This window comes from Pedobacter sp. (assembly GCF_035317785.1).
Lineage (GTDB): Bacteria > Bacteroidota > Bacteroidia > Sphingobacteriales > Sphingobacteriaceae > Pedobacter.
In genome coordinates this window covers 1-24,760 of sequence record NZ_DATHGC010000132.1, presented here as the reverse complement: position 1 = coordinate 24,760, position 24,760 = coordinate 1, and the positions used below count along the sequence as shown (strand labels likewise).

Genomic DNA, 24,760 nt, shown 5'->3' with positions numbered 1-24,760 from the left:
TAATTGCCTATTCCGTGGTCACCCACATACTATCACTCACATTAAACCTGTCATCGGAAATAAAAGAAATGTAAGCTTCAAATGATTTTCCCTGCTCATTGGTATCCAATGCAATGAAATCAAGGCCGTCACTGCGGCGGGCACCGCTGAGCTCCCAAACGGCATGAGGTACACCTGAAGCATCAACTCCCTGCGGGAAATACAATAACAACATCGCCCGGTTGTTCCGATAGCGGTAATCCATATCCTGAGGCATTTGCCAGGTAAATTCGACCCCATTTGGTAAAACAGAAATGGACGGAGCCACAGCGGGAGGAAGCTCGCCCTTGCTGACCAGTGCTTTGCTATATATAGTCCATTTCGATAAAAGGATATTCACCCTGCAGCGCATTGATCTTGTTGAAAGACATTGCCGTATTGTAAGGATTCTGCCCGGCTTTCATAGCGGCCTGCGCAAATCCGACATTCAGGAAAGGCAGCAGCGGTTTTTGAAATTGATTGACCACTTTCATCCGCTGATAATTGGCGAGTTTTTTTTCGGTTGGCGGTGTGCTGTTGTGTCCTACTTCACGCACTACGTTTTCGCCGTTTACTGTGTAGCACACCAGGTTTCCTACTCGGCCGCTCAAATGGCCGAATGCTCCGTTTTTCAATTTTCCCATAACAGTTGAATAAATATGAATCATAAAGATCAGCTGCCGGAAACAATTCAAGTGTGCAATGGGTACACTTGAGGCTTGTATTTTAAACTTTTCAGAACCAGAGGAGGCTGTCTTTTTAACGCTTTCGGGAGGGTTAACAGGCCCCGGGGTCATGCAACACCCTAGAAGAGGTTGTGAAGGAGTTGAGATGGGGTTCTTGTGCCAGCCTGAGATTTTCATTCTGGTAGAAAAAAGTCTTAATTTTAATAGCATAAAAGCATAGGTTATGAAGATCATCCCGCTCCTGAAGGTCCGCGATATGCGGGCAGCCATTAAACATTACACAGAAGTACTAGATTTCCGCCTGACCTGTCCTGATGACACCCTTGATTCTCCGGTCGTCGACCTTGGGCATGAAGAGATGGAATTGCAGATTACAATCCATGAAAGCGAACACCTTTTCGGTTCGGTGATTTACGTTTGAGTACCGGATGTCGACCATCTGTTCATCAAGTACAAAAGCCGTGGCCTGGGACAAAATTAGTCTCAACTATGGGACACGTTCCAGTATGTTATAGGCTTACTGGCTCGCTAATTGTCTATTTGTCACTCCCATCTAAGTCAGTCATTTTAAAGATATATTTTCTTGATTCCAGTTTGAGTGTCAATGGATTAATTATCATTTTTTCAAATCTAGGAGCGTGGCCAATCGACAAGAATAATTTTATTGTTTTGATTTCATCAATAGTATTTGAGGAAAGTCCAAATATAACCTTTGAAATCGTACGGGGATTAAATGGGATAAACAAGCGATATCTGTCATCAGAAAATTTATAAGCTTTATCCACTTCGACGTTGTTTTTATACAACAATCTAACTTCCTGCTCATGTTTCCAGATACTTGATTTGGACATTAGCAAAGCTTGAACTTTCATTTGAATGTTCTTTTCTATACGGTTTCGCAGTCTCACTAGGCTATCTACATAATTTACAGACAAGGGACCTTCAAGGATAGGGAAACGTTGAAAATTGAGTTCGAAACACAATTGTGTATGCCCGTTAGCATAATAAGCCCACATAAGATATGACTCTCTGCTTTTATAAATCTTACTAAAGCATGCAATATAGATTTTTGATAAAAGTCTATTGAAAAGCAGTTCTTGTATCTGTTTTACATGGCTGTCGTTCAATGCGTGACTCCAAAAGAATTTATCAACACTTATATAGGCACTAGTATCTAACGGATCGTTAAGTTTATCGACGCGAGTCAATCTTAATGATCTAGTTTGGACTGTTTTCCAAAGTGCATCAAAAGAAATGAAGCGATATGCATTTCCGAAATATGTATCGTCTTCCCTGCTCATAGTACTTCGGATTTTACCTATCTATATTGTATTTTCTCCCAGTCGCTAGGTATAAGTTTTAGGCCATCACGCCATATTTCTGTGACGGAACTTTCAAATTCAACATTATCTTTTAAATATGCATGATCAGTTATTATCACTTGTAGATGAGGGGCAAGATTTTTAACAACCTTGAACATAAAATTAAACATTTTAGAGACAGCAATTTCATCAGAACTTACCTCTACTAACTCACTCGTTTTTTCTGGCGGATAGTAAACCTGAGTGGGCTGATCTATAATTATGAAGTTAGGAACTGGCCGATCTGCCTGAATAAAATGCTGATGCAATGCGAAAACAATAAGTAAATGATATGCTACCCAATTTGCACCGCTACCTATCTGCGGAAGAGCGATCGGCTTGATATCAGTATCGATGTACATTGTTAGTTTGTTTATATCAAACCTAATTGGGCTATTTTCGTATTCTACATCCAGATCATCAACCCACTTACTCATTTGCAGGTTAATCTTATTTAGGATGGAAAGTAGTTTTTCCTTTTCAATATCACTATCAATCTCCTTCTCAAGTTCGTTAATTCTCAACTTTAGATTTTCAATTTTGAAATCTATATTTTCCGTGCTTTGTTCTATCGAAATACTTTCAAGAAAAAGACTTACTCTTCCGATAATTTTCCCTCTCCTGATATTAAGATCTCTTAACGTTCTTGCATTCTCATTCTCTACATATAAGGCTGATATACTTTTTTCAATTTTCATTAATTCCGTCTCAATATCGTGATACTGGGAATCTATAGTATCAATGTAAGATTGAATTCTTGGACTTTCAGCTTTAGTGAACTTTAAGTCATTCTTAATACTCTCTAAGGACGAATTAATATTCTGAATTGAAGGGATTGGATTTATAAGTTCACTGTCGCACAGTGGGCAAGATGTAACCCCCACTTTACTTTCATCGTTATATAGTCTTATTGACTCGAGCCTTATTTCTTGCTGTTTTGCCTCTGTAGAATATCCGAAAGAACTTTTTAAATAATCCGTTGCTGCTTTTTTATTATCAGATATTTTGCCTAATTCATTTCTCAATCTGGCTCGCTGATCAATTAGGTCTTTTATCGCTGAATTTTCACCTTTTACTTGTAGAGGCTGATATTCCCACTTGCCAACTATCGCTAAATATTTGTAGGCCTCAGTTTGACTTTCCGGATTGACATTCTTATCAAGAATCCCAATTTCTTTAGCTTCTTCAATCAACGAATAAGCCTGACTTATTCCTTCGGTTTTTATTTTTTCAGTTTCTCTTTTTTCACGATTAAGCCTGTTCAGCAGTTTTTTTAGCTGAGTAATTTCACTTTCCAACAATAGAGAATCCTCATTTACTGCTCCTAAAAAGTAGGGAAGGGTATCTTTAATAGATTGAGGTATAAATTCTTTATTCTGGTTATAAAATAACTGATAGGGGTCTGCAACCAAATATTGAGGTTGATAGCAATAAAACCTTGAATGCTTAAAATTCGCTTGCAATGGCTCCCTTGTTAATGAATCAGGGATATGCAAATTTTCAGAAATTCCAATTTTACGAGTTAAAAATTCCTTCAAAGTATCAACGTTGATATTAGATGTGATAGACTCCAGGTCAGGTATATTTTCTCCACTATTTCTTACCAAGCAAACAGTCGAAGACGCTTGAATGCCTTTTATATTCGGGTTTTCCCGAGCAATAAAAGCAGTTTCTCCGTCTTTAAAAGTTACTATAATCGAAAAATATGAGACTGTATCTCGAATTATTCCTTCTGGGATATCACAGCTGCTCGATGCTAGACAGTAATTGAGTATTTCTATCAATGCTGATTTTCCGGACTTTGACTCTCCTGTAATGATGTTAACTTTCCCTAACTCAAAAGGTAAAACTCTAGTTTTGCCGTCCAAACTGTATAAAACTATTTTATTTATTTGCATTTTATGGAGTAATTCTAAAGAATGAGTAAATCGACTTTACGTCGCTTGTTTGTGACAACCATTTTCCTAACATTTCTGCCTTTTTTAAAATATCATTGTACTCTTCATAATCTTCATCGGAGACTTGCTTAATTTTTTCACTGGTAGATGTCATCCTACCCGTATCTGCAATGACGATCTTTTTATAAACCAATAAAAAGGAAATTGCTTCCTTAGTGAATTTTACCATACTTTTTGTTCTCTGGGCGAAATCAAAAAATAAGCTATCGTTCTCTTCAACCCAAACAAAAAAATAAGTCCGGGTGCTTCTCGGCATTTTTTGCCTTGTTTCTTTATGAAGTAATATCGGTAAAACAATAAATGAAAATGCAAAGGGAAAATCAACACTTGTATGCTTGTTGTATTCCTTGATTACTGCCCTCAGTATTTCACCACAAAATGCGGGATTAAAGAGATTTGCGACAATTTTATTTCTATCAGTCCATGCTGTTTTCATACTTCATCTTTGTATTTCGGGTGCCATCCAATTTTTTTCGAATCCGACAGGATTTGATAACTCCCTCTTGTCAAATATTCTTCAATAAATTTTTCTCTAATCTTAATTTGAGGACAAGTTTTTGCGAACTGCTCCATATAAAATTGATTGCCCAGTAATTTATATTCGCTGCTACCCCGAGCTTCAGCCTCATCGCACATAATATCAAATATATTTTGCCAATAATCAGTCAATCTTCGATCATATTCCTCCTCCTCATCAGGATTCAATAAATGAAGTCTCAGCCATTTAGATCGTTGTTCAAATGCTCGTCTAAAATCGCTAATCGCTCTTTTTACAGTTCTAGAACTAGCTTCAACCTCTATAAGACTCAATTGCTTCATAAACATCTTTTCTTTTACCAGATCAACATCTTCATTGGAAACTTCAAGTTGTTCTGGAAAATGATTTGGCAAATTATCTGACTTGAAGGAATCGGCTATATTTACAATTTTTAGTTGTAACTCGACTGAATCTATAAACTCAATTGTTCCTGTTAGATTATCAATTGACTTTTTAAACCACCAACCTTCTAAAATTTCTAAGAATGCATCCAGATGACTAGGGTAAGTTGAGAAAATAAGCTCTTTTTTAATTTTCTCATTCACACCATCAATATCTAATGAGCTATCTGAGATTCTGATATTTTTTATAAGTTTCTTTTTGTCGGTAATGCTCAATTTTTGAAAGGCTTTATAAGCCTTAGCATTAGTATTATTACTAGATTCTAAGCTGATCTTATCAAGTTTGCCAATTAATTCAATTAGCTCGCTTTCCGAAAGTATAGTCTCTTTGAAACTCATTAATAAACTTGTCTCGGAAACGGTTTCAGTTGTTATTAGATTAAAGATGGTGTTGTCTACATCGACTAGTCCATTATTTATATGTTCAGACCAAATTCTAATCGTTTTCCAAAAATCCACACTTGCATCTGTCAGATTGGCCTTACTTTTAATGTGATATTTGGTCTGAAGTAGATGCAGTGTGTTCAGGGTTTCTATTTCAATATCATCCAGATTCTCAATCCTAATTTTTGGTTGATCTAACTCTTTTGAACTCATTAGGAGAACAAATAGCGCATATTTAATTTGATAAAAGTAACCTAATGAAGGTTCCTTTGCTGAAAAATCCGTGATTGATTCAGTCATAATTTAAAACATTTTTCATATTTATTCCTATAGCCACCTTTTTAAATCACCTACCTTTGTTGTTGCTTTTGAGTATCCATTTAGTTCTCGACAGTTAACGATGAGTAACCCAGATTTATTTAAAGTTAGTGTATTTTCCAGTTTAACGGTTCCCTTTGGGCAGGGTTTGATATTTATAAGCGAAAATTCCAAAATTGTAACGTGAGTATGCTCGTATTTCTGAATAGTTAGCTTTAAAGCAGTGGCATTGTCAACCGAGCTTCTGCCTTGCGTTACAACAGTAACAGGGAGTTGTACATTAGCTAATATAGTTGGGACGTAACCACCCTTGTACTTAATTCCAATTTCGAACGGACATTTATCCAGCCCTGTCGAATTGATTTCATCTAGTAGATTCGCTCTGTTTTTCTCGATTTCTTTATCCTTATTATCTAATTTTAACACTTCTGTGTAAGCTTTTATGCCGTTAATTTTGTCCCCCTTAAGTATATAATTTTGAGCCTGAAGCATATAATCCGTTTTCAGATATTTAATAGACGTCAAGTCTGCATGGATATTTCGCCTTGATATGACTATATCTATCTTAGTATATCGGTTAATGATCTTTTTAAATTCATTTAAATACGCTTCTACAATGATTGGATCTTGAATCATGATAATATTTTCCCAATTCCGTTTTTCAGCATAGTATGTCCAATTATAGGAGCCAGTTATCAAAGTTTGCTCATCAATAATGCAAAACTTATGATGAACCATATTTTCAACTTCGGAATAATAAAAATCGCCATTTAGTTCTATGAACTTTTGAAAATCAAGACCTTGTTTTTTGTTGTTAATATGGTCGTTTAATACAATTAACTCAGCCGTATAACTTTCATTTTGCATTTTTTCCAGAACAGCATCAAAGATCTCATGGTTCGTAAACCATGTCACTGCTATTTTTATAGACGATTTAGATGTATGTATCAGTCTTAGTAGTTCAACCTGAATATTTTCGAAAGCATATTTCATGTTGATTTCGAAATTCGCAAACACTTAAAGGAGTAATTGAGAGCGGTTCATAAATGTGATTATTTATACTAATATATAATATTTATTCACTTTATGAATAAAGTCTATCTAAAAATACCCGAATTATATTTATAAATTGACAGTGACATTGTCTGTGAATGAATAAATTAGCTGTAAGAACTGATTTACAGAGATTTTTGTGCTTGGCTATGGTCCCGATGGGATTCGAACCCTAGAGCTAGAATCCCAGAATGAGTTTGTCGTGTCGCGAGTGTACTCGCAATGGGAGGAAATAGATAAGCAAAATTGTAGTATAAGGCTTAGAATACGAATGTGCTAGTAAATACCACCGAAATATTTATTTTCCTTACAGATTTAGTTGAAGGGTAAAACTTGGATAACTTTGCTCGGCTTCTTCACCTTCTTGGTTTTTTTAAAATGCGGAAGGGTTGAACTTGTTCAACCCCTTTTTATTTTCTGATTAACGTGGTGATGGAGATTGCTTCGTACCTCACAATGACGAGGTGAATTGAGGTGATGGGAAGGGAGATTGCTTCGTCGTTCCTCCTCGCAATGACGAGGATGGACTGTCTGGGGAGTGCGTACTAGTTGTTCAGCAGCAAGCATCATGCAGGACCTGGCCCGTAGTAAAGCATGACAGCACCGCCACTAAATGTTTTGGTCTTTATGAGTTTAAGAAGGGTCCTGTCTTTTAGGTTTTCAAATAATGGCATAACTGTTCCTGCGGCTATAACAGGGTAGATACAAAGCTGCAATTCATCCAGCAAATTGAGTTTCATTAGCTGTATGATTAGGCTCCGGCTGCCAACTAAGATGTCTTTACCCGATTGTTGTTTGAGTTTTAGAACTTCTTCTTCAACTGTTTGATCTGACAATATTGCGCTGTCCCAGTTTATATCTTTGAGGGTATGAGAAAAGACAATTTTTGGAATTCTATCTATGGCAACAGCAAAGTCATTCATTGACTTTTTGTCGGAAGGATTTTCTAAGACAGTTCGCCAATATTCCATCAGCTGATAGGTTATCCTTCCGTATAGAATGGTGTCTCCGGTATTTAACAGATCTGTGTAATGCTGATGTACTTCTTCATCCGGAATTCCTGTGGTATGGTCGCAGGACCCGTCAAGTGTCATATTGATAGCTGCAATTACTTTTCTCATTGTACTTCGTTTTAAATCAATTTCCTTAGCCCAAATTTAAAAAAGGAGTGGCACACAAGTGAGGTGCAATCGCGACAATATGCGGGTGTTTTTTAACCCCGTTTTATTTGCTGATGGAGATTGCTTCGTCGTGCCTCCTCGCAATGACGAGTGGGTGAACAGTCGGGGGTGGTGAACTGACGGAATGGTGAACTGATGGGGGTGGTGAACTGACGGAATAGTGAACTGATGGGGTGGTGAACTGGTGAACTGACGGGGTGGTGGGCCGACGGAATGGTAGAATGACGAGGGGTAGTAGACAGGATGGTAGGCAAACCTGGTGGAGAAATTTCTTCGGCGATTAACGTTGGTAGCGAAAAAATATATAAACTTGCCATAACTTATTCTTAACTTTAATAGGAGGGATTCATAGAAAAGATGGCTGCTTACAGCTCTTATACCGATCAGGAACTGGTTGCTTTTTTGAAGGAAGGCGATGAGCGGGCGTTTGACCGCTTGTTCCGGAAATTTTATCCGGCCTTGTGTTTCTTTGCCCGCAGGTATGTTACCGTCGAGGGACAGGCCGAGGAAGTGGTTCAGGATACGATGGTGAAGTTGTGGCAGCGGCATGGTGATTTCGATAATTTTACGTCAGTAAAAGCTTTTTTATACATCAGCATTAAAAATGCCTGTCTGGATGGTGCGGTAAGTGAGCAACGGAAATTGAACAGGGATACGAACTGGTATATGCAGCAGGGGCAGCTGGAGCCGGGTGTGGAGGAACACATTATACAATCAGAAGTGCTTATGGAGATCAGTCAGGCCATAGCGATGCTTCCTGAACAATGCCGGAATATTATGAGGATGAGTTATGAGCAGGGCATGAGTGGGAAGGAAATTGCGGAGGCCATGCAGATTACAGTGAGCACGGTCAATAATCAAAAGGCAAGAGGGGTATTGCTGCTGAGGAAAATGCTGAGCTATAAGGGTATGGCTACACTGGTGTTTTTGTTTCACAGGGATTGGTAATAGAATTAGAGGCGATTTATTTTTTTCCCGGAATGCTGCTGGTTGTTTTGGGTAATGATGAGCCCTGTAATTTTCCTTTTGGAATCGGTGACAAATTCAATCACTGCTTCACCTTCGTTAATGTAAAACTGGTTTTGCTTTTCAGGAGTAAGCGGAAATGTGGGACCGCCTGCAGCATGAGCGATCAGCTGATGATTTTCCAGCGTGACCTCTAGAGTCAAGTGTATGTCAGCAACATCGTAAGTGCCTGTATAGCGCGAAAGGGTGCTGTCGGGCAGGCTGATAGCGATCTTCTTTATCGGAACGGAATAGGGCCGGCTGTAAAGAATATCAACGATCTTCCTGGCGACGGGTTCCAGTATTCCTTCCTGGTTATTCAGAAGCACAATGCAAATATCATCACCAGGGATCCGTAACAGTATGCTGCTGAAGCCGGCAATATTGCCGGTATGATACACCATCTTGTGATCGGCTACCGAATCGATGATCCAGCCATAACCATAATTTTTTTGCAAAGGAGTATACGCTTTTTTCATTAAAGTGCTGTCTGCAATGCGGTAATCCTGCAGGCCCCGGTGCCATTTGTATAGATCACCTACAGTAGAATAGATGGCTCCTGCAGCAAACACAATGGAGGAATCGCTGAAGGATGCTATGGTCTTGCCACCCTCACCGGCTGAATACCCCTTAGCTTTTTGACAACTTTGAAGATGTTCAAAATCAAAACCGCTTTGGGTCATGTGCAGCGGGTTGAAAATATAATGACGAATTGCCTGTTCGTAGGTCATACCGCTAACTTTGCCGATGATAAAGCCCAAAATTGAATAGCCTGAATTACTGTACCTCCAGTCTGTTCCCGGTTCAAAATCCAGCGGATTTTTAGCCAGAAAGGCCATCATTTTTTCGGGTGTGTTGAGGCGAATAACCGTATCCTTTCGGGTATGGTCGAAGATGCCGGAGGTATGGCTGAGCAAATTTTCAATAGTTATCTTATCGGAATTGGGGAATGCCGGGTACCATTTACTGAGTTTATCTGACAAGGAAAGCCTGTGCAATTCAGCCAGCTTGAGCACCATGGTGGCAGTAAAGGTTTTGGTGACCGACGCGATCTGGAAGATGGTGCCTGCGTCGTTTGTTTCTTTGATCTGCTCGTCACGGTAGCCATAACCTTTTTCCAGGATAACCTGCCCTTTACGGGCGACCAGCGCAGTGCCTGTAAACTTATCAAGCTTCTGATAAGCCATGATCAACTGGTCAATTTTTAGGACCGTTGTATCCTGGGCAAAACCATCCGGGCTTACCAGTGAGCCGGTAAGAGTTACCAGGACTAAAAGTATCCGGTTCATTTTGATTGTCATTTTCTTTTTTTAAGGAGGTAACAGATACCGAAACTACCGGCAATACTGCAGGCGATGATTGCCAAACTGGTCACCTGATTCGGGTGCAGGGCAGCCACCAGGAAGAGGCCGCAGGCGATCCCGGCGAATACCAGGAACCATTTCAAGAGTGAGGTCTTCAAGGCACTTTCGCCAGAGCCCAGGATAGCCTTTGCCGTTTCTTCCGGCAGGCCCTTTTCAATGATGCGGTTTTTAATGCGGTGTTCCAGCAATAAGCGGATGACCACCAAAATAAAGCCGGTGGTCAATGCAATTAGGACGGTTACCGCGATTAGCCGCCAGAAAAAGGTCGGGTCGCCGGTCAGGTTGTGGGTTAAGTTGTCTGTTGTGTTCATTCTGTTGATATGAGCCTCCTGCCCGGAATAAGTTGCAATTAATTTGAAAGACCGATCATGCGAAGCCGGTGTTTGTACTCACGATAGTAAAACCCACAGCCAGCGACCAGCAGGACAATGGCGAGACCAGGAAGTAAATAAAAATGCCGTCCCTGTTCTGTAAGGATAATAGCGCGGATGTCCTGGCCCAGCAGTACAACGCCCGACCCGATCACCAGCAGTCCTGTGAAAATCAAAGCCGTAATGGAGATTATGCCCCAGGGAAACTTTTTCTTTTCAGCAGGTAAGACCAATGCTGCGAGGTCAATCTCCACTGTCATTTTTGGTGCATGTTGCAGTCCGCGCAGGATCTGTGCATATTGACCAGCTCTGATCTGGCAGTGTTTGCAATGCCTTATATGCTGCAGGGGCTGTTGTCCTAATGCTGATTGGTCGAGTGCATATTGCTGCAGGTCATTGTCGTCTAAGTGTTCTTCCATTTAGAGTTCCTCCTTATCGTATCGTTTTAATAAATAGTCCCGCAAAACCCTGCGGGCCCTGAATAAATAATTTTTTATCGTCCCCTCTGGCAAACCCGTGATCCCGGCAATCTCGCTGTAGCTCATTTCTTCCTCATGGAACAGCGTAATTAAGGTCTGGTAAAGCGGGGGCAGCTGGGCTACCGCTTCAGTTAGAATAATGGAAAGATCGCTTTGAAAAAGCCGCATTTCTGCAGGTAAATCTGTATCGGCGGAAATGCTTTCTTCGGGGATATTCTCCAGATAGGTCAGCTTCTTTTTTTTAAGGTAATGTAAGCAGTCATAGTAAGCGATCTGTGCGATCCAGGTAGACAGCTTCGAGCGAAACTGGAAGCCAGCCAGGTTCTGGTATGCCCTGATATAAATTTCCTGGGCCAGATCTTTACGGTCGCCGCTGCCGCCGGTCATCTGAAAAATAATCTTGGCAACCAGGTTCTCCGTCTGCCGGACAAAAACAGCGAAAGCCTGCTTATCGCCCACCAGGACGGCAGCGACCAGCTCGCGGTCAGTTTTGTAGTTTGTTTCCCGGTGTTTCAATATTGATTAGAGACCGTAGACGCGAAAAAGTTGCACTACGGACTTACCGTTCCGAAACGCAGTTGTATGTTGTGTCCGCCTCCGTCTCTTTAATGGAGCTGATGATAGCAATTTCCTTTGGACCGAATTGGTATAATGAAGACCAGATGGTGGCTTGCAACGATTGTGTTTTTGTTTCAGGATAATTCATAATCAGAGTTCTCCTCTTACTTCATTTAACTTCATTGTCATGGAAACAGCACTGTTTTCTACCCATGCATTGTATTCCTGAATTGCTTGAAGCCTGGTGTCGTTGTCGAGATAACCATCATCGACCATTTGTTTTGATGATGCAACCTGAGACCAAATCCCAACTTTGGCAATGAAATTTTGATGACCTCTGTCATAATGTTCATCTGAATTGATCTGCTGAATGGAATTCAACCCTATTTCCTCTAACAGTATAGTAAGATCGTCACCAATACTATTGTTCATTCCGGCATCTGATCTCCATTTCAAAAATGCGCTATAGAAAATACGCATGCTTTCAGGTGGTTCGGGAACCCATTCTAAGTTGTTGTGATTGTAATCCAGAATTGAAATTTGACCTCCTGGTTTTAAAAGTGATTTCATTTTTAATAAAGCTTGTTTGGGGTTACTTAACCATTGAAGTACTCTTGCAGATACGATAAGATCAAATTTTTCGAGCGGTTGAAAGTCAAACAGGTCGATATGAATAAGCTCCAGGTTTGTTACGTTTTGATAGGTTGATTTCCCGCTTTCGATAAACTTGCTGGTATTGTCTATTCCGATTACTTTTCCGGTTTCACCAACCAGAAGCGCTATGTCTTTGGAAATGGCTCCTGTTCCGCATCCTACATCCAATACCGTCATCCCTTCTTTAATAATGGGCTGGAGATTACGATAATCTGCTTTTAGCGTTCTATTGTCAAATATTTTCGTACCTGTTTGTTCGTCCCGTTCAATATGCTTGTTGGTCATCATGATGTTGATCTTCGTTTGGATGAAAAATACTGATTTTTCAGCAGATATTCGCCAAAATGGTTTAGCAGATAAGGTTATAAAAAAAGAAGGGCAGAGATTTTTTTATTTGGTTTTGATGGTTGAGAATATATAAGTTGGCCTGCATCTCAAATGATGCTTGAAATAGGCTATGAGTAAAGAAAAAAATGTAGAATGATGAAAATGACCTTAGAATTTAACCTTCCAGAGGAAGGCCACGAAGCTAACCAGGCATTGAATGTAGGTAAGCTTTCTTCAGCTATTTGGAACTACGATCAGAAATTACGTGACTTAGCTAAATATTCTCAAAATGAAGCAGAAGCTGATAAAGCACAATGGGCTAGAGACCTATTATGGGAGGAACTAAGTGAAGATGGTTTGGCTGATATATTTGAAATGCGATGAGTTGCCATCTAAAATTTGTTTTTGTGGTGATAGCAATGGAGATATTCATAGAAGAACAATTTGATAAATAGGAATTGTTAAATTGTGGAGTTTTATGATTATATTTGTAATTGACTTACATTTTTAAAGTAAAAAGTTATGCTTATTAGCTTTTCTGTACGGAATTTCAAAAGCGTTAAAGATAAAATCACTTTGTCGTTTGAAGCGGATAATTCCAAAGATCTTGAGGATTATTATGTGATTGAACCAATTCCCGGGCTGCGTTTACTCAAACTAGGATTGATTTATGGGCCAAATGGTTCGGGGAAAACAACTATTCTTGAGGCCCTATCTTTTCTGCGTAAATTAATTGTAGCACCAGCTGAAAAGAAGACAGATATTTTGGATTTTAAGCCTTTTTTGTTTGATGAAAATACTCCAACCCAAAATTCGGAGTTTGAAATTTCATTCGTTGCAAGTGGTAAGAGATTCTTGTACGCTGTACAATTTAATATTGAATCAATAGCGAGTGAGCAACTTTATTTCTATTCTCCTAATAAATCTTTGGTTTATCAAAGAAGCACGGATGAAAACAAACAGATTACAAACATCGAGTTTGGAAATAAAATAAAAATAAACAAAGCTCATAAGTCCGCATTGGAGGCAAACACCCTTTGGAATAACACCGTGCTGGGTGGTTTTTTAAAAACCAACATAGAATCGATGCAGCTTAAGGAGGTATCGGACTGGTTTTATAATAAGCTTGCTCCATTGATGAGGCCTGAAACTAGTATTAGAAGATCACTGACTAATAGTTTGAAAATTGGGGATTTGAAAAAAGAGAGGATGGTGCAGTTATTAAAGAAAGCCAACTTCAAAGTTAATGACATTTATGTTGAAACGAAACCTCATGTATTTGCTGAAAACAGTGATAATCTAAAAAAGGTTGAAGTAATTTTGCCTTTAGAAAATACTGAAAATAAGGCTCCAGAGGATATCTTGAAGGATGAGGCTTCTACAGAAATATTTTTGTCGCATTTAGTCATGAATGGTGATAATGAAGTAAGTTATCGACTTCCCTTGAGTCAGGAATCGAAGGGTACACAACGGTATTTCGAATTTAGCGGTCTTCTCGATATTTTGATAAATGCTTCAATTATAACATCTATAGATGAAATGGAGGCCTCTTTACATCCTGATTTGGTAAAACATTTCTTATTGTTGTTTTTGGTAAATGCAAAACAGTCGCAGCTTATCGTAACTACTCATCATAGAGAGTTATTTTTGGACAGAGACATTTTGCGTGATGATGTTATTTGGTTTACTGAGAAAAAGGAGGATGGTAGCACAGACCTTTATTCCTTGAATGATTTTGATTCAACTGTAGTTAGGGATACTACCTCGGTATATAATGCTTACAAAACAGGTAAGCTCGGTGCAGTTCCTGAGCTTGGGGATTATTATTTAGATTTTACTGATGGCGAGAAGTAGCAATTCCAGGAAAGGAACTGGTCGGAAGACTTTTTCAATTGTAGTTGACGGAGAAACAGAAATGTGGTACCTGCAGATGTTAAGGAGAAATGAATCCATTCCTGGTGTTAGCATACAGCCTGAGCTACCAAAGAAGAAATCACTTAAAGATCAATACGAGGTTGTAAAATCAAATGCTGATATTTATGATTATTCGATTTGGGTACTAGATCTTGATGTGGTGATTCAGGTTGTAGGAGCCCTTAATGAATTAAGGGGATATCTTGTTGAACTTAAAAAAATCAAAAATGTTCATGTACTTGTTAATACACCTTGTCTTGAATATTGGTTTTTGCAGCATGTGAAAGATACAGGTGCATATTTCCCGTTATGTGATTCCGCGGGTAAGGAACTTAAAAAGTATGATCCTCTAAAGGATTATGAAAAAACAGAAAAGTACTTCGTTCAATCAGATCTTGATATATACAAAAGGTTGAAACCGCATTTAAAAATTTGTATTGCAAATGCCGCCAAGCGAGGAGACTTTGATATTGACAATCCTAAACAGGGTAAAGCTGAGCTCTATAAGTTATTTGGAATTCTTGGGATAGCACCCTGAGAAAATGCACTTATCTTGCTGAAACATTTCCTGACAGACAAATTGTGGACGCACTGCGTCTACAATTTCTTTAAGCAATACCTAAGGAAAAACAGATTAAAAATTGGAGACGTTCATGGAAAATCAACTTGATAAATAGTGTAAATCCTACATGGAAAGATTTGTTTGAAACTTTAGAAGAAGACTAACTATTTTGGGACAGGCCGGGATGCTGAAATGAATTCAGCACGATCGGCGAGCATGACGAGCGAATTAGCTAATGGCTTTTTGAATAAGCTGAGTTATAGAGATCAGAAAATAGTTACCACACAACCGGATAGGGGATTAAGTGGGGGATTAAGTGGGGGATTAAAATCATTGTTAGAAATAATAGCTAGATACCCAGGAATGCAAGCCAAAGATTTACCTAACTTTTTGGAAAATAGACCTTTAAAAACAGTAGAAAAACAAATAAAACAACTAATAGATAAGGAATTGATTGAACGATATGGAAGTAAAAAAACTGGTGGGTACTTTGTCGTTGAGCCGAATTTGGCGGAGTAAATGAAGGTGTAAAAAGCCAGACACCGTCTGGCTTTTTGGTTGAGTTCCGAAAAGGAGGGAGGTAACTCTATAAGCAGCAAGATGACAATCAATAATTTTTTTTCGGTTGCTTTAGAGATTTGTCTTGTCGGTGCCGTTTCTATATTAAATCAGGATTAAGAAAATGTTATGACAAGCATTGAAAGTACATTTGGAATAGGAAGGCTTATTGCCAAACATCTTACGGATGCGCTTGATGCTGGTGAGCAGAATCAGCTTGATGCATGGCTTAAGGAAGATGAAAGACATACTGCTATTTTTAACCGGATTGTGGCGCATGAAAGTTTGGCTGCTGCTTTGGATGAAATGCAGCAGGTTAATACAGAACTTGCGTTGGCGAATGTGAAATCAAGAATAAGTAGGTTGACGGAGCGTAAACCTGTAAGGTTATGGCCGAAGATTGCGGTGGCCGCCGCTGCTGTAGCAGCGATCACTTTAGGCGTGTGGGTATACTATGCAAATGAGATTGCTTCGTCGCGAAAAGCTCCTCGCAATGACGAACAGGTGCGTATGAATGACATAGCGCCGGGTAGGAACGGAGCGACGATTACGTTGGCCAATGGTAAAGTGATACAATTGAGTGATGCGAAGCCTGGGGTGGTGATTGGGGGTGATGACTTGAAGTATAGTGATGGAACTGCCGTTTCGTCGTCATTGCGAGAAGGAACGACGAAGCAATCTCCCCTGCATGATGAGTCCCGATTAAAATCGGGAGACGTGATGCAGATGACAGCCAGCACTGCCAAAGGCCAGACTTATCAGTTTACTTTGCCGGATGGGACGAAGGTGTGGCTGAACGCAGATTCAAAAATTAGTTTCCCTTCTCGGTTTCCTGGAGAAGAACGCAAAATATTGTTAAGCGGTGAAGCCTATTTTGAAGTATCTAAGGTAGTGGTTCCGCTTTCCACTGAACCAATGCCCGGACGGGCTTCGAAACCAGCGAAGCTATTTAGGGTACCGTTTCTTGTAGAAAGTAAAGGCCAGACCGTTGAAGTACTCGGTACCCATTTTAACATTAGCGCATACCAGGACGAGCGGCTGACCACAACTACTCTGGTAGAAGGGTCGGTGAGGGTGAGTGCATTTGATGTGGCGGTGGGCAGAAGAATTAAGGTGCTGAAACCCAACCAGCAATCTATACAAACTCCAAATGGGGGAATGCAGGTCAGGAATGTGGATGTGTCTGAAGCACTGGACTGGAAGAATGGGGACTTTGTATTTAAGGAGGAACCATTGGCGGTGATCATGCGGAGGGTGAGCAGGTGGTATGATGTAGATGTGGTGTATGATAAAGACGTGGACCAGCAGCAGACCTTTGGTGGTAAGGTATCCAGGAAGCGGAATATATCGCAGGTGATCAAGGCCCTGCAGGCCACACAGGCACTGAAGTTTAGAATAGAAGACAGGAAGGTCTATGTGACAAATTAGAAATCAACTCAAGAACTAACATATTATCAACTAACCAAACCAAACAAGAACATGAAAAAACTTTACAGCATTCCGTAACCATCATCCTTTACAAAGAACAAAGCCGATAATGCTTGCGACACTACCGGCTATATGTTCAGGTTTACCCTATTGACAAATTGAGATAAGACAACGAGTAAAAACCTAAACAAAGTAAAAGTATGTTTTTTTACACAAAAAGCCTATTCCGGCCGCGAGGAGGTATGGCGAAAATTTTGTTGGTGATGAGGCTAATCATAGTACTGCTAACAACAGCAATAATGCAAGTAAGCGCAATGGGGTATGCGCAGAAAGTTACTTTAAAACAAAATAATGCACGGCTTACTACCGTGCTGGATGAAATACGCAGACAAACAGGGTTTGACTTTGTGTATAGCGATAAGGTAATGAATACTGCAAAGCCAGTGAGCCTGAACGTGACCAATGCAGATCTAAACGATGCGCTTGAAATCTGTTTTAAAGACCAGCCAATGAGTTTTAAAGTAGAAGACAAAATGGTGATTATTCAACCTAAGGAGCCTTCCTTTCTTGATGATATCCTTTCTCGTTTTGCTGCTATTGACGTTCGTGGTAGGGTATTGGATGAGGCAGGTAATCCGCTTGTAGGTGCTACGATCCAGGTGAAGGGGAAAGCTCTGGCTTATAAAACAAACGATAAAGGCGAGTTTGAGATTAAAGGGGTGGATGAGGATGCGACTTTACTGGTGAGTTATGTAGGGTTTAAAACTTTGAACATTTCTTTAAAGGATGCGGTGATGCCTTTGGAGATTAAATTGAATGTAGCGGCTGGTGAGTTGGAGGAGGTGAAGGTGGTTTATAATACTGGATATCAAGAGTTGAATAAGGAAAGGAGTACTGGAAGTTTTGTGCAGATTGATAATGAGTTGTTTAATAGAAGGGTAAGTACAAATGTTCTTGATAGAATATATGACATTACAAGCGGATTGGCTAAAAACACTACTGGTACAACTATACGAGGGATCAGCACGATAAACGCAAGCAAAGAAATACTAATTGTAGTTGATAATTTTCCTTATGAGGGTGACTTAAATAACCTAAATCCAAACGATATTGAATCTGTTACTGTACTTAAGGATGCAGCCGCCGCAAGTATTTGGGGAGTCCGTGCTGGAAATGGTGTAATTGTAATAACAACGAAAAGAGGGGATTACAATAAGCGATTGAACCTATCAGTTACCTCCAATCTAACAATTGGATCTAAGCCTGATTTGAAATATGTACCAACGATCTCATCAAAAGATATGATTGACTTTGAAAAAGCCGAATTCGAGAAGGGTATTTATAATACATTCGATGACGACTATCCTGCTTTTATGAGTTTTCCTGTTTTACCAAGTGTAATTGAACTTTTACTTGCAGTTAGGAGAGGTGCGATTTCTAAGGAAGAAGCCGATTTACAGATAACCAAATATGCAAATCATGATGTTAGAGATGATATTGAGAAGTATTTATTACAAAATAGTATTCAACAGAGTAATTCGCTGAGTGTCTCCGGAGGGGGCAGCGCTTATAATTTTTTTGGATCGGTAGGCTATAACAATACTAAAGGAATTGAAGTTGGCAATAAAAGCAATCTCTTAACTATAAAATTCACCAATACTTATAAACCTATTAAAAACCTTGAACTTTCTGGAGAAATTGCATATGCCCAAACTAAAGCAGAAAATAACGGACTTTATTTCCGATCATTTTTGCCAATAGGAAGCAGTAAGGTTTCACCCTATACAATGTTTGCAAATGAACAAGGAAATTCACTAGCTATTCCAAGAGACATCCGAACAGCCTATATAGACACAGCTAAGTTCCCTGCATTACTCGATGAACATTATCGGCCTTTAGATGAATTAAATAATAATGATAATACATCAACAGGATATGATTTTCGTATTAATGCTGGATTAAAATACACAATACTAACCGGTTTAGAGATCAATTTGAATTACCAGCAGCAAAGAGTATTAGGAAACACCAAAACATATCAAAATTTAAATTCGTATGACTTAAGAAGGGAGATAAACAGTTTTTTGTCTATTGATCCTGTTACAAAGGCACTCATTTACCCAGTGCCTTTAGGCGATAAGCTATCAACGGGTAATAGTGAACTAGTTTCCTGGAATTTTCGAAGTCAAGTGAATTTTAATAGGGGGTGGGGTAGGCATAATTTAGCAGCAATAGTCGGACTAGAAAGCAGAGATAATTCTTTAGAAACCGTTGCAAATACTTATTACGGCGTTGATAGAAGTATTAACAGTATTACACCAATTGATGCGGTAAATTCATATCCTATTCGATTTGGAGGATCGGGGAGAATTGCGAATGGAGTATATATTCGAAATACTATTAACCGTTATGCCAGTTATTTTGCCAATGGTTCGTATACATACAATGATAAATACATACTTAGTCTAAGCGGGCGCAGGGACCAAAGTAATTTTTTTGGAGCTAAGGGTAATCAAAATCGCATACCATTATGGTCAACGGGTATTGCTTGGGATGTGTCAAGAGAAGATTTTTATCCTTTTAAGGAGGCTTTACCATATCTCAAATTTAGAGCTACATATGGTTATAATGGAAATACAAATCCTGGATCGGCATACGCTATAGCAAGTTTTGGTCAAGGAAATAATGCCAGTTCATCGATAATAACTGCAGTGATTACGGTGCCAGATAATCCTCAACTTAGATGGGAAAAAGTGAAGAATATAAATTTAGGTATAGAATTTGGCACAAAAAACAGAACTATTTATGGAAGTATTGAGTATTATAAAAAAAATGGATTAGACTTGATTGGTCCAGTTATCAACGATCCGACTTCAGGATTTTCTACGTTTATTGGAAATAGGGCAAGTATTTTAACAAGAGGTATCGATCTAAGTTTTAGCGCCACTGTCATTAATAGAACTTTCAAATGGAATACGAATATACTCCTTAACTATAATACGGATAAGGTGACAAGTTACGAGCAAAAATCAATAGATTTTTTTGGTTATGGCATTGTGGTAGGTAAACCACTCAATAAAATCCAGAGCTATCGTTTTGCAGGATTGGATTCAGAAGATGGGTCAATAAAAATATATTTAGCGGATACAATTTCTAATAGTTCTAATTTTAGTAAAGCAACAGAATCCGATATTGAATATAATGGACAAGCGAACCCGAAATATTTTGGATCCTTAATGAATTCATTTTCTTGGCGGAACATCTCCCTATCGTTTCTAATGTCCTTTAAAGCAGGATACTATTTTAGAAGAAGTTCTGTTAATTATGGTAATATTTTTAATGGCTGGGGTGGTCATTCGGACTATGCTAAAAGATGGCAGCAAAAAGGAGATGAGATGAAAACAAACGTACCCTCTTTACCAATCCCGGCTAACCTTGACATTACAGAGAATGTGTATAGTAATTCAAATATCTTAGTTGAAAAAGGAGATCATATACGTTTAAAAGATATTAGACTAAGCTATACTTTAAATAGAAATACCTTTAGAAAGTTGCCTTTTCAAAGCATGAGCATCTATGTCTACACAGATAACCTGGGGTTAATTTGGAAAGCGAATGATTTTAATATTGATCCTGATTATGCGGGGTTTTCGAGTATTCCAAACCCTAGAAATTTTTCAATAGGAATGACTGTTAGCTTATAATCCATTTAATAAATATTATAATTATGAAAAAGATTCTATCATATAGATTTATTTTCGCTTTGATTTTAAGCTTCTTTTTTACAGGCTGTAAGAAAGAATGGTTTGATGTGAAAAGCGATTCTCTATTGGTTGTTCCCTCGAGCTTAAAGGATTTTCAGGCATTGCTTGACAATGATTTGTTTAACTCCCAAGGAGTAGCTCTAGGAGAAATTGCATCTGATGGTCATTTTATGACCGATGCAGTCTTTCAAAGACGAGGTAGCATTGAAAAAAATGCTTACACCTGGAGCCATGATGTTCCATATATATCAGTTAGTGATTGGCTTAGCGACAATGGGAACGGGTTTGGGGCCTACAAGGTAATTTACAATTCCAACCTTATATTAGGCGGTTTAATTAAACTTCAAAAGGACGGGGCAGAGTATAATAATGTTAAAGGACAAGCACTTTTTCACCGAGGAAGATGTTTTTATGAACTTTCGCAAGTTTGGGCTCCGCCATATTTGGAGACAACAGCAAATTCAAGCTTAGGAATTCCGCTTAGATTAGAATCAGATATTAATATCCCTTCTACACGATCAACATTGAGGCAAACTTATGATCAAATTATAAGTGATTTAACTCTCGCAGCAGCGCTTTTACCAGTTACGTCATTGTATAAAACACGTGCATCCAAACCGGCAGCATTTGCATTGTTAGCAAGGACGTATTTAAGCATGCAAGATTATAAACGTGCTGGTCTATATGCCGATTCCTGTTTGAAATTATACAATACTTTGATCGATTTTAATACAAGGTCAACTACAAGTTCCAACCCATTTGAGATTTTTAATCCAGAGGTTATATTTCATGAAAGTATGGCAAATTATAGTGGACTGACCAGTCGGGCATCGCTGTTAATTGATCCAATGCTATATGCATTATATGATAATAATGATTTAAGACTTAATATATTCTTTATTAAAAATAATACGACTGGAAATATAACTTTTAAAGGAAATTACACGGGTTCAATATTGCAATTTTCAGGAATATCTACGAACGAATTACTTTTAATTAGAGCTGAATGTTTTGCTCGTAATGGGAAAGTAGTTGAAGCCGTGCAGGATTTAAATGGTCTATTGAAAACACGATGGAAAAAGGTAAATGGAATAACTACTTATGTTGATCAAGTTGCTACTGATTCGGAAGATGCATTAAGGATAATATTAAAGGAGCGCAAAAAGGAACTCATTATTAGAGGACAAAGGTGGACTGACCTAAGAAGATTAAATGGCGATAATCGATTTAAAGAGACTATTACTCGAATAATTAATGGTAAAACTTATGTGCTAGAACCAGGAAGTTACAAATACACATTCCCGATTCCAGATGATGTGATACAATTAAGCGGGATGAAACAGAATATAGGCTGGTGAATTAAGAGAAACAAAACATGAAGATAAATATTGTTAAATTAATCTGTATGCTTGGGGTGCTGATTTTGATCAACATTGGCAAAGTAGCTGGACAAGCTGATAATAAAAAAGTTGGGTTGGAAATTGAGGCAAATGTTTACTGGAGTCGGAGACCTCAATTTAGCCATTCCGAATCGAAGAAATGGCTGTCCTCAGCAAAAGATGCGCCCAATAGTCTAGAGGTAGAAAAACTTAACATGGGAATTGGTCTATTCAATTATAGACTCAAACAACAATTTTATCATAAATATAGAATCTGGGGGATAGACTTTTGGGCGAAATTTCCTAATGATAAAAGGCGTTTCGAATGGCTTATGGAAACAATTAAACAGCATCTAATATATTTCAAAAATATGGATGCAGTTTCTCCTGAGAAATGCAGCGGGGATTATATTTTTCCATTAGATATTCCTGCAAAACAAAAATGGAAACAGCAATATCAATTATTTCGTGCTGAATTTTTAGGTTCAAAGGAAGTTGATAAATATGATAAAATTAATCTTTTAAGAATTGAATGTGCTGCAGATCCAATGATAGTTTACAGACAGGCATGTCATGCTTTTAGGGAGCAAAACAATTTCGACCTAATAAAATGGACCAAAATGGTCTTAGATTTTGCTGATGATTATTATAAATTATATTCTCAAATATCAGGTCAAGTTAAAGATGAAAATGGAAATATCATAAATGATCCCATTACAGATGCAGCAAATGCATTCTTCCTTTATTCCTCAGATTTTGGATTAAATTATGTTGATTTACAATTACTTGCGAAAGCTTTCGCAAGGTCAAAATTCCCAAATTTAATTAGTTACGGAAATACGAAACTCTCTTTACTTACTTTACAACGTGAACCGTTTGACTTTCAGTTTAATGCAGTAAATGGCGACAGTGTCGACTTAAAAAAGATGCGAGGTAAATTAATTCTTTTAGATTTTTGGGCTACTAGCTGTACTTCATGCATCGCTAAAATGCCTGAGGTCAAATCAGTATTTGAAAAGTACCAATCGAAGGGGTTTGAGGTAATTTCCATATGTGTAAACCCTGAAATAGATCGAGATAGAGTTATCGCTATACATAATAGAATTGGTGCATCTTGGCCATTATTGCTTATTGGAGGAAAGAGCGAGCGCTCGGGCCATATGGCTGATAATAGTTTAGCAAAGCAGATTTGGAATAGATACGGATTCAGTTACGTTCCACAGCTAGTTCTAGTTGATCAAAAAGGACTGTTATGTGAGTATAACGGTCCACTATTTAATAAGGGAATGTTAGAACAAGTAGTAAAGAAACATTTAAATAATTAGTTAGAAAATGAAAATTAATTCATCGAAGACAATAGTTTGTCTAACCATTAGTATACTATCCATATCAACAGCAATTGCACAAAAGTTACAGATAAAAAATAAGGAACTAGGATTTAATATTATAGGAAATCTGGAGGGGCTACCTAATAAATCCATAATATACCTCGTTCATTTTGAACCGGGCAAATCGAAAGTTGATACTGTTGATAAATGTGAGGTAAAGGATGGAAAATTTACATTTAAAGGTTCTGTCGCACATCAGGCACAATGTTATGCAATTAAGCTACCGGATATTCTTAGTAGAAAACCGAGTTCAGCATTTGTACTAGTTAATGGCAAGGTGCTAATTACAAGTTCCATGACTATCTGGCCAAATTTAAGAGTAAGCGGTTCTGAAGCCAATGATGAGTATTTAGAAACGAGAAATATGATCGAAAAGCTTAACAATGATATAATGGATAGTCGAAAGAGTTACTCAGACAGTACAAGTCAAATTAATAAATCCATAACACCTCCTGAAAGGATAAAAGATAGCATAGTTACTAAATACATTGAATCTCATCTTAATTCGTTGTATATAGCACGAGTAATAATTACTATGTCCTCAGATTTTGGATATCTTAAGATGAAACAACTCTATGAAAAGTTGACTCCAAGAGCTAAAGCTAGCTATTTTGGACAAGAGCTAGTGAAAGAGTTGACTTGGGAGAAGAAGAAAGAACTGGTTAAAAAGGGTCGTATAATTCCTGAATTCTATGTCACCAGCCCTCTTGGAGAGAAAATTTCCATTCTTGATGTCGCATCTAAGGCAAGGTATACCTTAATTGATTTCTGGGCTTCTTGGTGTGCACCCTGTAGAGCGGAAATTCCAAACATGAAAAAGACATATGATGCGTTTCATTCAAAGGGTTTCAATATTATTGGGATTTCAACTGATAAAAAGGAAGGTGATTGGCGCAAAGCTTTAGCGGAAGACAACTCTCCTTGGATTCATGGAATTGATAATATAGACAGAGCTGGCTCTAATATATTCAGTATAAAAGGAATTCCTGCTTTCATATTGATAAATCAACGAGGAGAAATTATTAGTAGTGATATTGTAAGTTCGACTGCAAGTCAATTCTTTGAAGGTGCTTTGAGGGGAGACGATTTATATAAAAAGATTGAGGAATTG

At 38.3% G+C, this 24,760-nt stretch carries 24 protein-coding genes; 11 read left to right on the top strand and 13 right to left on the bottom strand.

All coding sequences use genetic code 11. The annotated features are described in order from the left end of the window. Positions 1–7: 7 nt before the first annotated feature. Positions 8–379, bottom strand: a complete 372-nt coding sequence (locus VK541_RS08005; RefSeq protein WP_324368695.1) for a DUF6266 family protein — start codon at positions 377–379, stop codon at positions 8–10. Continuing rightward, positions 345–662, bottom strand: a complete 318-nt coding sequence (locus VK541_RS08000) for a DUF6266 family protein (protein ID WP_324368693.1) — start codon at positions 660–662, stop codon at positions 345–347. The genes VK541_RS08005 and VK541_RS08000 overlap by 35 nt, the downstream gene beginning before the upstream one ends. A 265-nt stretch (positions 663–927) precedes the next feature. Between VK541_RS08000 and VK541_RS07995 the strand changes: the two genes are divergently transcribed. Further along, a complete protein-coding gene (locus VK541_RS07995) occupies positions 928–1,125 on the top strand; it encodes a hypothetical protein (protein WP_324368691.1) in 198 nt (65 codons plus the stop codon). 115 nt (positions 1,126–1,240) lie between these two features. On the opposite strand, the gene VK541_RS07990 is transcribed toward VK541_RS07995, so the two are convergent. From VK541_RS07990 to VK541_RS07965, 6 genes are all read right to left on the bottom strand, one after another. Next, positions 1,241–2,005: a hypothetical protein gene (locus VK541_RS07990; protein ID WP_324368689.1), complete on the bottom strand. Its 765-nt coding sequence runs from the start codon at positions 2,003–2,005 to the stop codon at positions 1,241–1,243. A gap of 17 nt (positions 2,006–2,022) precedes the next feature. Beyond that, complete coding sequence (locus VK541_RS07985) at positions 2,023–3,963, bottom strand: DUF3732 domain-containing protein (RefSeq protein ID WP_324368687.1); 1,941 nt, start codon at positions 3,961–3,963, stop codon at positions 2,023–2,025. Between the two features lies 1 nt (position 3,964). Next, complete coding sequence (locus VK541_RS07980) at positions 3,965–4,459, bottom strand: three component ABC system middle component (protein ID WP_324368685.1); 495 nt, start codon at positions 4,457–4,459, stop codon at positions 3,965–3,967. Next, entirely contained in the window at positions 4,456–5,646 is a 1,191-nt protein-coding gene (locus VK541_RS07975) for an ABC-three component system protein (protein ID WP_324368683.1), read from the bottom strand. Before VK541_RS07975 ends, VK541_RS07980 begins: the two co-directional genes overlap by 4 nt. 27 nt (positions 5,647–5,673) lie before the next feature. Next, positions 5,674–6,657 (bottom strand): phospholipase D-like domain-containing protein, encoded by a 984-nt coding sequence (locus tag VK541_RS07970; protein ID WP_324368681.1) that lies wholly within the window; start codon positions 6,655–6,657, stop codon positions 5,674–5,676. A gap of 626 nt (positions 6,658–7,283) precedes the next feature. Further along, positions 7,284–7,838, bottom strand: coding sequence for a dihydrofolate reductase family protein (locus VK541_RS07965; protein WP_324368679.1), 555 nt, complete (start codon positions 7,836–7,838; stop codon positions 7,284–7,286). A gap of 417 nt (positions 7,839–8,255) precedes the next feature. On the opposite strand from VK541_RS07965, the gene VK541_RS07960 reads away from it, so the two are divergent. After that, positions 8,256–8,846: an RNA polymerase sigma-70 factor gene (locus tag VK541_RS07960; protein ID WP_324368678.1), complete on the top strand. Its 591-nt coding sequence runs from the start codon at positions 8,256–8,258 to the stop codon at positions 8,844–8,846. A 5-nt stretch (positions 8,847–8,851) separates the two neighbouring features. Here the strand turns inward: VK541_RS07960 and VK541_RS07955 are convergent, their stop codons facing one another. The 5 genes from VK541_RS07955 to VK541_RS07935 form a co-directional block, all read right to left on the bottom strand. Continuing rightward, positions 8,852–10,204, bottom strand: coding sequence for a serine hydrolase (locus tag VK541_RS07955; protein ID WP_324368676.1), 1,353 nt, complete (start codon positions 10,202–10,204; stop codon positions 8,852–8,854). After that, a complete protein-coding gene (locus VK541_RS07950) occupies positions 10,201–10,578 on the bottom strand; it encodes a hypothetical protein (protein WP_324368674.1) in 378 nt (125 codons plus the stop codon). The genes VK541_RS07955 and VK541_RS07950 overlap by 4 nt, the downstream gene beginning before the upstream one ends. Positions 10,579–10,616: 38 nt before the next feature. Next, positions 10,617–11,057 (bottom strand): hypothetical protein, encoded by a 441-nt coding sequence (locus VK541_RS07945; RefSeq protein ID WP_324368672.1) that lies wholly within the window; start codon positions 11,055–11,057, stop codon positions 10,617–10,619. Continuing rightward, positions 11,058–11,633, bottom strand: a complete 576-nt coding sequence (locus tag VK541_RS07940; RefSeq protein ID WP_324368671.1) for an RNA polymerase sigma factor — start codon at positions 11,631–11,633, stop codon at positions 11,058–11,060. A 192-nt stretch (positions 11,634–11,825) separates the two neighbouring features. Continuing rightward, positions 11,826–12,617 (bottom strand): methyltransferase domain-containing protein, encoded by a 792-nt coding sequence (locus VK541_RS07935; protein WP_324368668.1) that lies wholly within the window; start codon positions 12,615–12,617, stop codon positions 11,826–11,828. Positions 12,618–12,809: 192 nt separating this feature from the next. On the opposite strand from VK541_RS07935, the gene VK541_RS07930 reads away from it, so the two are divergent. The 9 genes from VK541_RS07930 to VK541_RS07890 form a co-directional block, all read left to right on the top strand. Further along, on the top strand, positions 12,810–13,040 hold the full coding sequence (locus tag VK541_RS07930) for a hypothetical protein (RefSeq protein ID WP_324368666.1): 231 nt from the start codon (positions 12,810–12,812) through the stop codon (positions 13,038–13,040). 138 nt (positions 13,041–13,178) lie between these two features. After that, positions 13,179–14,510, top strand: coding sequence for an ATP-binding protein (locus tag VK541_RS07925; RefSeq protein WP_324368664.1), 1,332 nt, complete (start codon positions 13,179–13,181; stop codon positions 14,508–14,510). Next, a complete protein-coding gene (locus VK541_RS07920; RefSeq protein ID WP_324368662.1) occupies positions 14,497–15,108 on the top strand; it encodes an RloB family protein in 612 nt (203 codons plus the stop codon). Before VK541_RS07925 ends, VK541_RS07920 begins: the two co-directional genes overlap by 14 nt. A gap of 240 nt (positions 15,109–15,348) precedes the next feature. After that, the gene (locus VK541_RS07915) at positions 15,349–15,651 is read left to right on the top strand and encodes a hypothetical protein (RefSeq protein ID WP_324368660.1); all 303 of its coding nucleotides are present in this window, start codon (positions 15,349–15,351) and stop codon (positions 15,649–15,651) included. Between the two features lie 168 nt (positions 15,652–15,819). Beyond that, a complete protein-coding gene (locus VK541_RS07910; protein ID WP_324368658.1) occupies positions 15,820–17,118 on the top strand; it encodes a FecR family protein in 1,299 nt (432 codons plus the stop codon). A 299-nt stretch (positions 17,119–17,417) separates the two neighbouring features. Further along, positions 17,418–20,822: a SusC/RagA family TonB-linked outer membrane protein gene (locus tag VK541_RS07905; RefSeq protein WP_324368656.1), complete on the top strand. Its 3,405-nt coding sequence runs from the start codon at positions 17,418–17,420 to the stop codon at positions 20,820–20,822. A 23-nt stretch (positions 20,823–20,845) separates the two neighbouring features. After that, a complete protein-coding gene (locus VK541_RS07900) occupies positions 20,846–22,240 on the top strand; it encodes a RagB/SusD family nutrient uptake outer membrane protein (RefSeq protein ID WP_324368654.1) in 1,395 nt (464 codons plus the stop codon). A 17-nt stretch (positions 22,241–22,257) separates the two neighbouring features. Then, the gene (locus tag VK541_RS07895; RefSeq protein WP_324368652.1) at positions 22,258–23,586 is read left to right on the top strand and encodes a TlpA disulfide reductase family protein; all 1,329 of its coding nucleotides are present in this window, start codon (positions 22,258–22,260) and stop codon (positions 23,584–23,586) included. Between the two features lie 7 nt (positions 23,587–23,593). Then, the coding region (locus VK541_RS07890) for a TlpA disulfide reductase family protein (RefSeq protein ID WP_324368650.1) at positions 23,594–24,760 on the top strand (1,167 nt) is incomplete at its 3' end.